Raw genomic sequence first — 12,177 nt, forward strand, 5'->3', positions numbered from 1 at the left:
AAAATTAAAAGAGTAGAAACCAATTGGAGAATGCGCTTATCGAAACCATCTACGGCAATCTAAAAGGACTCAAAACCAGTCAAACCAAGCAGCTTAAGCGTCTTTATCAACAACGCTTACCCCAAGACTGCTTGACAACTCCCGAATTTGCCCAACGTCTCGCGGCAATTAGTACAGAAATTCAAGAAAATATCTGTGCCTATGTTAACCGTCGAGGACAAGTGATGCGAGTGGGAGTGGGAACCCCCCGCGAAACCCAAATTCCCCTACTCGAACTTCCTCGTTATGGTGCGGAACGTTTGTGCGGTATTCGCTGTATTGCCACTAACTTAAAGTCCGAATCTCCCCATACTGCCAGTTTGACAGCCATGGCCATGCAGCGTTTAGATGCTTTGGTGGTCATAAACTTGACAGGATCGGGGTTTGAACGACGGGGTGGCGGGGCTACAGGGTATGTGAAAGAAACCTATTACGCCCATCTTATCCCTCAAAGCGATCGCCCCGATCGCAATGACAGCGAGCCGATTTACTGGCAGCTTTCTCCTCCTTTAAGTCTTGATGTTTTAACCCAGCAAAATTTTCTCGATTTAGTTGAGGGACTTGAAGAAGAATTTCGCCGAGAGTATATTGCCCTAGATGTTGACGCAGATCGCGATCGCGTCGCCATTATCGGGCTACAAACGCAAAAAATGAGCGATCGCGCCTTTGCCGATGGTATCGCAGAATTAGAGCGCTTAGTGGATACCGCAGGAGGAGAAGTGCTGCAAGTTCTCTCACAAAAACGCACTCAACCCCATCCCCAAACCGTTGTCGGGGCGGGAAAAGTTGAGGATATTGCCCTAGCCGCGCAGACAATGGGGGCTAATTTAGTCGTCTTCGATCGCGATCTTTCCCCCGCCCAAACCCGCAACCTAGAACGACAAATCGGCGTTAGGGTCGTCGATCGCACAGAAGTGATCTTAGATATTTTCGCTCAACGCGCCCAATCTCGCGCCGGAAAATTGCAAGTCGAGTTAGCACAGTTAGAGTATATGTTACCTCGTTTAACAGGTCGAGGTTTAGCCATGTCTCGTTTAGGAGGAGGAATAGGTACGAGAGGACCCGGTGAAACTAAGTTAGAAACCGAACGCCGTACCATTCAACAACGCTTGACACGCCTGCAAAAAGAGGTAAATGAGTTACAAGCACACCGATCGCGCCTGCGCCAAAAACGCCAAGATAAAGACGTTCCTAGTGTGGCGATCGTCGGCTACACTAATGCAGGAAAATCGACCTTATTGAATGCCATGACTAATGCAGAGGTCTATGCAGAAGATCGCTTATTTGCCACCCTCGATCCTACTACACGACGTTTAGCGGTTAACCATCCCGAAACAGGAAAACCGTTTAACTTATTGCTAACTGATACAGTAGGATTTATTCACGAACTTCCTCCCGCTTTAGTGAATGCGTTTCGGGCGACATTGGAGGAAGTAACGGAAGCAGATGCACTCTTACATTTAGTCGATCTTTCTCATCCAGCATGGGAAAATCAGATTCGATCGGTAATGAAAATTCTATCGGAAATGCCTTCAACACCGGGTCCAATTCTCTTAGTTTTTAATAAGTTGGATCGGGTTGAAAGTCATGCTTTAGAAAGAGCAAAAGAAGAACATCCTCAAGCCCTATTTATTGCCGCCAGCGATCGCATTGGTTTGGAAACTTTACGCCAAAAACTCGTACAATTGGTACAGTGGAATGGATGATCGGTAGCGGATAAACCAACAACAAAGAACATGAAAAGACAAAATATTAGTAGCGGACGACCTTGGGAATCAATTGTGGGTTATTCTCGGGTGGTTCGCGTAGGAAATATGGTGTATGTTTCTGGAACAACGGCGACGGATGAAGATAGCACTATCGTAGGTATTGGCGATCCCTACGCGCAAACCGTGCAAACGCTGAACAATATCAAAACAGCTTTGCAACAAGCAGGAGTTAGTCTTCAGGAGGTCGTGAGAACGCGAATATATGTTACAAATATTGACAACTGGGAGGCGATCGGAAGGGCGCATGGGGAGTTTTTCGCAGAGATTCGTCCCGCTTCTACAATGGTTGAGGTGAGTCGCTTGGTTGATCCTAATATGTTGGTGGAAATTGAGGCCGAGGCGATCGCGATCGAGTCTTAATTTTTTGCTTTTAAGAGAGATTATACAATAAATTTTGGCAGAAATGACAGGAAAATTGAAAATCTGGGTAAGTTAATTTTAAGCACAAGAGACAAACAAACTTAATAAAGGAGCAACTTTCTTTTCCCTAGGAATATATTTTTAATGTCTTGTTTTTCTCTCGCTGAAAATAGATAAATGAGAGCAAGAGGAGAAAATTTGATGAAATCAGAGTTTCCAATTAAATTTCTACAATATCTCAAAAGTCGGTGCGATCGCGAAAATGGTTCTGTTTGGTTTATTTTGTTAGTCATTGCGATCGTTTGTGGGTTGTTTATTGTATTAATACTTCCTCAATTTTTAGGAAGGAGGGGACATTCTCGTACTCGTATATCTGAATCTCGTAATAATGTAGGAGCAATGAATCGCGCTCAACAGGCTTTTTATCTAGAGAATCAGTACTATGCCACAGATATAACTCAGCTAGGTTTAATCGGTTTAGGACTTTTACCAAAAACTGTGAACTACAAGTATGAAATTGCTGGAAAACCAGAAGATCGACCGATAATTATTAATAATTTAGCTACACCATTACACCGTGGACTAAAAGCCAATCTAGGAATTGTTGGTAAGACTGCAATAGATGGGGATATTGTTTTTATTAGTATTGTTTGTGAATCACAACAACTAATGGATCAAAATCTAACTTGGGGCAATCTTCCCACTGAAATCGATGAAAAAACTCTTAACTGTGATGGTATTACAATAGGAGATCAGCCTTTGAATTTTATTAATAAATGGGTTTATCCTGAAGGTCAATGGAGTACGGGAGTTATTAATCAAGCCCAACAAAATTTTTATAAAAAGAACAAATACTTTACTACTAATCTTGTCCAATTAGATACAGATATTCCCTCACAAACTGAAAGCTACAAGTATGAAATTATTGGAACGCCAGAAGATAGACCTACTATTATTAATATTTTGGCCACACCACGAGTAAAGCGAAAAATTGCTTATCTTATGATTGTTAGTGTAACTTTAGTTGATGGTGAGCTTGTTCCGATCGCAGCTTCTTGCCAATCAAAAACAACAACAGGAAAAAATCCAACTTGGCAAGGTCTTCCAACCCAATTGGGAAGAAAAAGCGTTGATTGTGATGGCATTACAGTAGGAGATCAACGTTTAGAAACAATTTGGAAAGATCGCTTTTAATTTTGTGTTTATCTTGGCGATCGCTATCTGTTGGTGGAAGTTGAGGCCGAGGCGATCGCAGATCATTAAGATTTACAAAAATACTTGACAAAATCAAATAAATATTGGTTTTTTATATCTTTCCAAATAGTAAATAAGACAATTTGGAGTATCTGCATATTGAGAGAGGTCAGAAATCATTGTTTTAGGGCTAAATTGAAAGGAAACCTTGAGCTTTTCAGAAAAATATTTTGGTGATTTTTGATTGGCATCTGAAACAAGAGCATCTAAGAATTTATAGAGAAAATAAAGTTCAAATTTTCCTCGAAAACTTTTCTGGCAGTTTTGAGAACATAATTCGTTTAATTTATTATTGATTTCATCTTCTGTTAAAGTTGCAGATTCAGAAAACTTGCCAGCTAGAATCTCTACATTATAGGTGCTTCCAATACTTTCTAAACTAACTTGTATAAACTTATCCAATTTAAAATCACTTAAATTTACTTCTGCTTTTTTCGCTCTCTGTAAAGCAACCCACGCATTGAGTATTCCAGCAATATTATGAAATTCTTGCTGTCGGTTTTGGTAAAGTTGGCTGCATTTTGAAAAATCATCGTCTAGATCGGATAGGTTAAATTCGCATCTTAGTATCTCTTGAAAACAATCAAGAGAAGTATAGAAATTCTCGATTGAATAACAAGGAGTTTCGTAAATATTTGCGTATTTTTCTACATTATTTTCTGTATGTATGGAGGGATCGAAATCGCGATCGATAAAATAAGCAACCATAGCATCATTATATTTCTCTCGCAGAGAAATCATTTTGTGAATCTTAAGAACACCTTGTTTTCCATCACAATAAAAATAATTTGACTCTTTTCGAGTAAAATTTTTTACTCGAATTCCATAATACTGACTATCGTAACCTTCAAAAAAGCAAAATATTTTCGATGTATTATCACGATATGATCTTGAAAATTCTGTAAATAATACTGTAGGATTACAACGTTCTTGTCTGAGTGTTCTTGTTCTCGATTCTTGTTCTACCATTGTTTATTTTAGTGTTGTAAAAGTATCTAAATCATCTGCATACGCATCTAGTTCATTATCAAAAATGAATGGAGAGTGAGTTGCAGCGATGAGAAGTTTACATTTTCCCGATCTCAGAATATCAGGAAGTAGCAATCTTTGCCATTCAAGAGAAAGAGATAATTCAGGTTCGTCAATGATAAAAATAAAGTCATCATTTAATTCTAAATAAACTTTGGTAAATAAAGATAAAATTTGTTTCTCTCCAGAGGATAAATCTTTCAGATCTATTTTTTTATTTTTTGCTATATGTAGCATATAAATATCTGCAATAGTTTCGTCATAAACCAATCGTTTTCTATCTGAATAACCAAAGTATTCAAAATATTTGTTACAAATAGAAACAAAGTTCTTGATTGATTCATCTCTTACTTTCTGTGGTTCATATAGATCGACCAATTTGGATAAAAAATAAATAAGTTGATCGTATTTATTTTCTTTATTTTCGTAAATTTCACCTGATTTTATTAACAATTTGATTTCTTCTTGTCTTTCTTTTGAAATGTTTTGCTCTCCTACACGACTTAAAATAATTTCTAGAATATCAGGTTTGATTTTAGCTCTCATATCTTGTGTAATTGTATCGCTTTTAATAATTTGTGTTAATATATCACCTGTCAACTTAGAATATAGTCCTAGAGCAAAGTTCGTAATTTCTAATTTTATTTTGTTAAATATTTCCTGTACATCTTCCATTCCAAATTGAATTAAACTAACATCAAAATCTTTATTATCTAAGGAGTTACTTCCTAAATTTTTTAGGTCTTCTTCGATTCTTCGATAGGTTGGAAAATACAGAAGTACATTATTGATATTTTTTTCAATTATTTTTTTTGTTTGTTCTATTTGTGTTAGTTCATCAGGATCATTATTGAAGATATCCTTAAGATCAAGGTCGTTTTTTTTATGAGTAATTTCTTTAACGTCTTCTTTAATTCCATCTCTTTTTGATAAGGCCGATAATGCCGATAATAATGCACTAATTCGCAAACTTACTTTATTCTGGCTTAATAAATTAGCTAAATCCTTTTTCTTGATTTCACTACTTTCTCCAGATTGGAACTCAAAAATGATGCGTTCAAAATCGAAATTTGACAATTTATCAAATTTTCCAAGCAAAAAATAATAGATTATACTTAGAATAGTTGTTTTGCCAGAACCATTTTCGCCAATAATAATTAGAGTTTTTTTGTCAAGGGGAATTTTAATATTTTTATAGCCAAATAAGCCGTAAATCGAAAACGACTTTAGCGAACTTTCGTTCTTTTGTTCCCCAAGGGTATTTTTCCGTTCTTCTAACAGCATAATCTGCCTGAGATAATCTGAATAGTTCTATTATAACCCTGCCAATGCAAGATTGCCAACAGAGGCGCGATCGCAGTCCTATCTGCAAGTTAACCCCGCAAATCTTTCAGATAAGCACGAACCGCATTCACGTAACCTGGATCGTATAAATCCTGAGTTGTTAATCGTCCTTGAATAATACCTGCACGAATCAAATCTGTTGCATCTATTTTTCCTGATTTAGTAGAAGTCATTAAACTTTTAAAACCGGGGATTCCGGAATCTTGAAAGCCGCCATTATAAGCGCGGTAAACTAAATTAAAGGGAGAAATCTTGAGATTTTCTGGTATTTTCGTGCGACTATAGTAGGGGCGAGGATAATACCCATAACTTTTATTGGCAATTTCTATATTTTCTGCATTGATATTCTTTTGATTTTGAGCTAAGTTAGATTTGGTTTGTTTCTGAGGTGAAAAATCTGCCGAGTTTGTTTCTGGACTGTATTGTTGAAATATAGTTTCTGGAGGTGCAATCTCACTCGCGATCGCGGCAGATTCCGTAAAATTTGTTTGTATTACTTCTGAGTTGAAAACTTCTGCTGTAAATATTTCCGGCGATACCATATTGTCATTTATTGCTCTAGAATAATCTGACCCAGAATAATCAAACTCCGAATCATCCGAAAACTCCGAGACTAATTCACTAGAATCTGGTGTATCAAAAGATTGAGGAACATGAATTTCATTGCTATACGCAACCCCAGAATTAACAGAAGCAACAATAGCTAATGTAGAAGTTACCCCCACCCAATTCACCTTTCTCAATTCTGGAGTTTCTTCCTCCCAAGCAAGTGCAGAATATGTATATGCGAGTGATTCCATGAGCTTTTCAATAAACGCCAGATTTGTTGTAAAATTTTGTAAAACTAAAACTCGTTTTGAACCCGTATCGTGTACTCCCGAAATCGTTCTAAATCTGCTTGAATTGTAGATTCAACAACGCGACCAACAAACAAATTATCCATTATTTGCCCGACAATCCCTGGGATATTGTAAGCAATTGTCAAGCGGACTATACTACTTGTCTGGCGATCGTAAAAGCGTATTGCCCCACGATTGGGCAAACCATCAACAGATTCCCATTGAATAATTTGGTTAGGAACGAGTTTGACAATACGAGATAACCAGGTAAATTCTAATCCAGTTGTTGCTAATTTCCACCGCGAAAGCTCGGGATTATCTTTTTGAATTGTTACTGAGTCGATCCATTTCATCCAACGAGGCATCTGTTCTAAATCTGACCACAAGCCCCATACTAGATCGATAGGGGCATCCACTTCAATTTGTACACTATGTTCGAGCCAATCTGTCATTGATTTAATTATTGATTATTGGTTTTTACTTGTTGCCTTTTGCCTGTTGACTTTTGCCTTTTGCCTTTCACCTCATTGTTTGATAGTTTCTAAGATCGCTTTAGCGGCTTTGCGTCCGGAAATAGTGGCTCCCTCCATACTATCAATATAATCTTGCTGGGTGTAACTTCCTGCTAAAAAGAAATTGGCGATCGCCGTCTTTTGATTAGGTCGGTAAGCATCCATCCCAGGCGCTTCTCGATAGAGAGATTGTGCTAATTTAACCACACTATACCAAGTCATATTTAACTCTCGTGCTGAGGGAAACAGTTGTCGCACTTGAGCAAGGACATGATTGGCAATTTCTTCGTTATTCTTTTTAATAAAAGGATCTCCAGGAGTGAGAACTAACTGCATTAAAGAACCCTGCCCTTCTTTGTAATAATCCCTCGGACTGGTCAGGGCAAGATCAGCAAAACAAGAAAAGTCCGCATCGGCAGTATAAAGAAGGTTATCGAGTCCAGTCGCTTCTTTGAGTTGTCGGCGTTTTTCGGCATCCTTCATTTCCGTTACCCAACCATCAAAGCGCAGTTGAACCGTTGCTACGGGAACCGCTTCTAATTTATAAATATTGTCAAATTCCGACCATTTTCGCCAAGATTGAGGTAGGAGGCGTTGAATACCGGGGACATCACAAGCAGCAACGTAGACATCTGCGGTAATGGTTTCTTCTGCGTCCCCATTGGCGACAGTAATGCCCGTGACTTGGGGCGCATTTTCTTCGCTATAGTGAATTTCTCGGACGCGACGACGGGTGTAAATTTTAGTGTGACGTGCTTCTAAATAGTCGAGAATGGGTTGGTGTAAGTATTCTTGAGGGGAACCGGCTAACATTCGCAAAACCGAGGCCTCGGTTTTGGCAGCGAAGAATTGGAAAATAGTTAGCATACATCGGGCGGAAATATTTTCTGTATCGATGAATCCTAACGCATAGGCGATGGGGTTCCACATCCGTTTTAAACTGCTATTATTGCCCCCATGTTTGCGAAACCAATCGGCAAAACTAATCGAGTCGAGATCGCGGATGGCTTTCATGGCCCCCTCGAAGTCGATTAAACCGCGTACAATGGGGCTTGTTCCCAAGGCGAGGGAATTAGCAATTTTATCGATCGCGCTGAGTTGGGAGGTAGTAAAAAAGGCTTTTAAACCGTGGAAAGGGGCACCGGTAAAGAAGCGAAAATCCAATTCCCCAATGCGTCCACCTTCGTTAATAAAGGTGTGTACATGGTCTTTGAGGAGTAGGTTATCGATCGCCCCCACTTTCCGCATTAGTTCAAATAGATTGTAGTAGCAGCCGAAGAAGACGTGCAACCCCATTTCCAAGTGATTGCCCTCGGGATCGACCCAACTGCCTACTTTTCCCCCCACAAAAGGGCGAGATTCAAAGATTTCCACCTCGCAACCCGCATCGACTAGATCGATCGCGGTTGCCATTCCTGCTAGTCCTGCGCCAACGATCGCAACCCGCATTCCCTTTATCCTGTTAATTTTTCCTTTACATATTTTAATGGATCGGGGGGAAGTTGTGACGCTGGCGATCGCCGCACAGGATAAAATACAGGCTAAAATACAGGACACAACCAATTAAATTACCAAGATTTAGAGGAAGGAATTATGGGTAGAATTAATCCCTACACTTTACGAATGCAAATCACGCGAATGTTTGAGCAAGGACAATCTATGTTTTGTACCTTGAAGGTTCGTGATTGGCTATTAGAGCGCAATGAAGACCCCGACGAATACGAGATTATTTTTCATCAAAAACCTGCACCACCAAGAGCAGTAGCAGCGATGGTTGTGGAAATTGAACTCAAACGCAAAGATGGAGAACCTACAGATCCTTGGTTAGTAGAACAAGTTAATCTCTTTACTTAATTTAACAATAATTCAATATTCAGAAAACAAAACAAACAATTATCCAAAGAATTGAGAGTGAAGCAAAACAAATTGAGAATGAAGTAATTGCGGCGATCGCACTCTTCAATTTGTGAATCGATCTGACTCATTATGGCTTAAAATGACTCGGAAGCAGGAGAAGCGATCGCTCAAAATGCGACCTTCAACTCGGGTAGCAAGTTGTGAGTTTGTCCGGACAAAGTAGGAGTAAACCTCCGCTCAACTGGGAAATTAACGATACGATTAGGGAAACGATCTTTTTATCGCGATATGGTTAACCTTTCCCAAACTCGGCAGCAGAACCCACTCCCAACCTCCCCCAAGAGGAGAGACCTGCCCACCATGTACGATTTACCGAGTGAAGAAGTAGGAGAACCCGGTTTGCCCGACCAATATCATCCCATACAAGCCGAACTTCTCGAGCAAACATTTCAACCTTTGACCTACTCACCAGAGCAGGTATTTTCAGCAATGGATCTCAACATCTACTATGATGCGGACAACACGCGACGATACAAGCGTCCGGATTGGTTTGGGGTTGTGGGAGTTCCTCGACTTTACGAAGACCGAGATTTAAGAATGAGTTATGTCATTTGGCAAGAAGGAGTCAATCCTTTTATCGTCGTGGAGTTATTATCCCCCAGTACCCAAGCCCAAGACTTAGGACAAGTTGAATCAGATCCCGATGGAAATCCCACAAAATGGGAGGTTTACGAACAAATTCTGCAAGTGCCGTATTATGTTGTTTATGACCGTACGCAAAATTCTTTTCGAGCATTTCATTTGCAAGGTAGGCAATATCAAGAGTTAGAAATAACCGATAATCGCTTGTGGTTAGAAGAATTGGGGTTAGGATTGGGACTGTGGCAAGGAAATCATAAGAGAATCGATCGCTTATGGTTGCGTTTTTACGACGATTCCCTGAATTGGATTCCAACTTCAACGGAACGGGAAGAACAGGAAAGGCTAGAAAAAGAAGCCGCACAAGCAAGAGCCGAACGATTCAGACAATTGCTCATCGAAAATGGCATCAACCCAGATGAGACTTGAATTCAGCAAATTATTTAAAGATTCATCATGTTCTTCTTTGCACGCTCCACCTCCAAGTTGAATTTATATTGTGCGTCTGCAAGTGCCGTAGATTCAGAATACCCGGTTCCTACACTTGTGATTTCATTCCCTCTATACACTTTTCCCCGATCCATTCCTGAAGTGAAATAAGCAGTAAGTTGTCCTCTCAGAGTTAAATACCAAATCCCATCACTTTCTTGATAGCCATGTTTAAAATACAGATCCATATCAAAACGAAGATTATAAATTGGCGGACCCTTGGGCTTTTTTTTAGGTGTATAATCTTTAGGTGAGTTTTTGACGCAGTAGCTAAAAATTGGCACGAAGAAAGGACCAGCAATGATTAGAAAAGACAATATATTTCCGATAGATACGGGTAAAGCTCCTACTTCTAGAAGAATAAATAGAGGTAATCCTATTACAAGTATAACTCCACACATAAGAATAAATATTAAGACAGAACCGCCAATAACATCACCAACACTTGGTTTTTCCTCTTCTATACTAACCGTCCATATTGCACTTATAACACAAAGAATTATATAAAATAAGAGTTCCATGTTTCTGAATCCTTTGAAAAGTTAATGTTTTCTGCGCGTTGGGCTTTTTGTTTGACAGGCTAGATGTTGCCATCTCACAACTTACTATTCTAACCCATAACATAATCGGACAACCCAAAAGTAGGCAGATCGAAAGGGAGCAGGTCAAACCTGCTGAACAAAAGAACTACTTGACAAATGGGCAGAATAGATATAGGGATGAGAGGAGAAAATTTAGACACTGCTAAATAATAATCTGTAATCCCTCCTTAGTTTTTTTGTTCTTACACAGTTGACCTGCTCTCTATTGAGAGAGGCGATCGCGGCGGAATTTCTATCTATACTAAAATCAGGAAATAAGAATTAAAATGCCTCAGAATCCTCATTATGGTTATCATTGGGATGGAATCAGCCGACGTTTTTTTGAAGGTTGGTATTATCGCGTTACCCTGCCTCAACTCCAACAGACTTTTGCTTTTATGTATTCCTTGGAAGATCCCTTGGGAGGGCAATATAGTGGTGGATCGGCACAAATATTAGGGGCAAATGATGAGTATTTATGGCGCACTTTTCCCGATCCTAAATTATTTTGGGCAGATCGCGATCGCCTGGCTTTAGGACATTGGCGAAAAAGAGATTTAGATACTCCTCCTCAAGAACTCGATCCCGAAGAATTTACCGAAAATATTCAGGAAGGATATCAAGCAACAGATGTTCTCAATCAAGGATTTATTCGCGATCCAGCCACCAAATTTTACTGTCGCTGGCAATATACCATTCAACCTATTTATGGCTGGGGAAATGCCAATTCTCCCCAACAATCTACCGCCGGTTGGCTGTCTCGTTTTCCGATTTTTGAACCGGGATGGCAAATTTTAATGGCGCATGGTTTAGCAACAGGATGGATCGATTGGAATGAGCAAAGATATTATTTTACTGATGCTCCGGCTTATAGTGAAAAAAATTGGGGAAATTCTTTTCCTCAGAAATGGTTTTGGTTAAACTGTAATGTCTTTGCAGGAGAAAACGACCTGGCTTTAACCGCAGGAGGAGGAAGAAGAAAAGTAATGTGGTGGATGGAATCAGTGGGATTAATTGGCATTCATTATCAAGGAAAATTCTACGAGTTTGTTCCTTGGAATGCAAGCATAAAATGGCAGATTGAACCTTGGGGAAAATGGCAAATGCAGGCGCAAAATTCCGAATATGAAGTAGAACTCATTGGCAGCACCGATCGCCGGGGAATACCCCTCAGAGCGCCCACAGAATCAGGATTAATATTTTGTTGCCAAGACACGATGAGAGGAGATTTAAAATTAGAATTACGCAAGCGAGGAGGAGAAGTAATTTTGCAAGCAAATAGTTCGGTTTGCGGGTTAGAAATTGGCGGTAAACCTTGGGATGAATCTTGGATGCACTAAGAAATTACGGGTGCATCTCAAAGTTGCAAATGTACAAAATTGCTCTGAATAATTAGGGCTAATGTACAAAATTGCTCTGAATAATTAGGGCTAATGTACAAAATTGCTCTGAATAATTAGGGCTA

At 39.5% G+C, this 12,177-nt stretch carries 13 protein-coding genes; 6 read left to right on the forward strand and 7 right to left on the reverse strand.

Features of this window, described 5'->3' with window-relative positions; all coding sequences use genetic code 11:
• Positions 1–23: 23 nt before the first annotated feature.
• The 3 genes from hflX (at position 24) to JUI58_RS20870 (ending at position 3,362) form a co-directional block, all read left to right on the forward strand.
• Complete coding sequence (hflX, locus tag JUI58_RS20860) at positions 24–1,745, forward strand: GTPase HflX (RefSeq protein ID WP_239121617.1); 1,722 nt, start codon at positions 24–26, stop codon at positions 1,743–1,745.
• A gap of 30 nt (positions 1,746–1,775) precedes the next feature.
• Positions 1,776–2,168, forward strand: coding sequence for a RidA family protein (locus JUI58_RS20865; protein WP_204105745.1), 393 nt, complete (start codon positions 1,776–1,778; stop codon positions 2,166–2,168).
• Positions 2,169–2,369: 201 nt separating this feature from the next.
• Positions 2,370–3,362, forward strand: coding sequence for a type IV pilin-like G/H family protein (locus tag JUI58_RS20870; protein ID WP_204105746.1), 993 nt, complete (start codon positions 2,370–2,372; stop codon positions 3,360–3,362).
• Positions 3,363–3,455: 93 nt separating this feature from the next.
• On the opposite strand, the gene JUI58_RS20875 is transcribed toward JUI58_RS20870, so the two are convergent.
• The 5 genes from JUI58_RS20875 to zds all read right to left on the reverse strand — a co-directional run bounded on the left by JUI58_RS20875 (position 3,456) and on the right by zds (position 8,595).
• Entirely contained in the window at positions 3,456–4,391 is a 936-nt protein-coding gene (locus JUI58_RS20875) for a DUF4435 domain-containing protein (RefSeq protein WP_204105747.1), read from the reverse strand.
• A 3-nt stretch (positions 4,392–4,394) separates the two neighbouring features.
• Positions 4,395–5,735, reverse strand: coding sequence for an AAA family ATPase (locus JUI58_RS20880; RefSeq protein WP_204105748.1), 1,341 nt, complete (start codon positions 5,733–5,735; stop codon positions 4,395–4,397).
• 89 nt (positions 5,736–5,824) lie between these two features.
• Positions 5,825–6,595: a hypothetical protein gene (locus JUI58_RS20885; protein WP_204105749.1), complete on the reverse strand. Its 771-nt coding sequence runs from the start codon at positions 6,593–6,595 to the stop codon at positions 5,825–5,827.
• Between the two features lie 44 nt (positions 6,596–6,639).
• On the reverse strand, positions 6,640–7,086 hold the full coding sequence (locus JUI58_RS20890) for an SRPBCC family protein (RefSeq protein ID WP_204105750.1): 447 nt from the start codon (positions 7,084–7,086) through the stop codon (positions 6,640–6,642).
• Positions 7,087–7,158: 72 nt separating this feature from the next.
• On the reverse strand, positions 7,159–8,595 hold the full coding sequence (zds, locus tag JUI58_RS20895) for a 9,9'-di-cis-zeta-carotene desaturase (protein ID WP_204105758.1): 1,437 nt from the start codon (positions 8,593–8,595) through the stop codon (positions 7,159–7,161).
• Between the two features lie 144 nt (positions 8,596–8,739).
• Between zds and JUI58_RS20900 the strand changes: the two genes are divergently transcribed.
• Complete coding sequence (locus tag JUI58_RS20900) at positions 8,740–9,000, forward strand: hypothetical protein (protein WP_204105751.1); 261 nt, start codon at positions 8,740–8,742, stop codon at positions 8,998–9,000.
• Here the strand turns inward: JUI58_RS20900 and JUI58_RS27140 are convergent.
• Positions 8,997–9,131 carry a hypothetical protein gene (locus JUI58_RS27140; RefSeq protein WP_275414385.1) on the reverse strand — a complete coding sequence of 45 codons (135 nt, stop codon included), beginning with the start codon at positions 9,129–9,131 and terminating at the stop codon, positions 8,997–8,999. The genes JUI58_RS20900 and JUI58_RS27140 overlap by 4 nt on opposite strands.
• 232 nt (positions 9,132–9,363) lie before the next feature.
• Between JUI58_RS27140 and JUI58_RS20905 the strand changes: the two genes are divergently transcribed.
• On the forward strand, positions 9,364–10,071 hold the full coding sequence (locus JUI58_RS20905; protein WP_204105752.1) for a Uma2 family endonuclease: 708 nt from the start codon (positions 9,364–9,366) through the stop codon (positions 10,069–10,071).
• A gap of 14 nt (positions 10,072–10,085) precedes the next feature.
• On the opposite strand, the gene JUI58_RS20910 is transcribed toward JUI58_RS20905, so the two are convergent.
• Positions 10,086–10,652 (reverse strand): hypothetical protein, encoded by a 567-nt coding sequence (locus tag JUI58_RS20910; protein WP_204105753.1) that lies wholly within the window; start codon positions 10,650–10,652, stop codon positions 10,086–10,088.
• A gap of 347 nt (positions 10,653–10,999) precedes the next feature.
• Between JUI58_RS20910 and JUI58_RS20915 the strand changes: the two genes are divergently transcribed.
• Positions 11,000–12,052: a tocopherol cyclase family protein gene (locus tag JUI58_RS20915; protein ID WP_204105754.1), complete on the forward strand. Its 1,053-nt coding sequence runs from the start codon at positions 11,000–11,002 to the stop codon at positions 12,050–12,052.
• Positions 12,053–12,177 lie beyond the last annotated feature (125 nt).

The organism is Spirulina sp. CCY15215 (assembly GCF_016888125.1).
GTDB lineage: Bacteria > Cyanobacteriota > Cyanobacteriia > Cyanobacteriales > Spirulinaceae > CCY15215.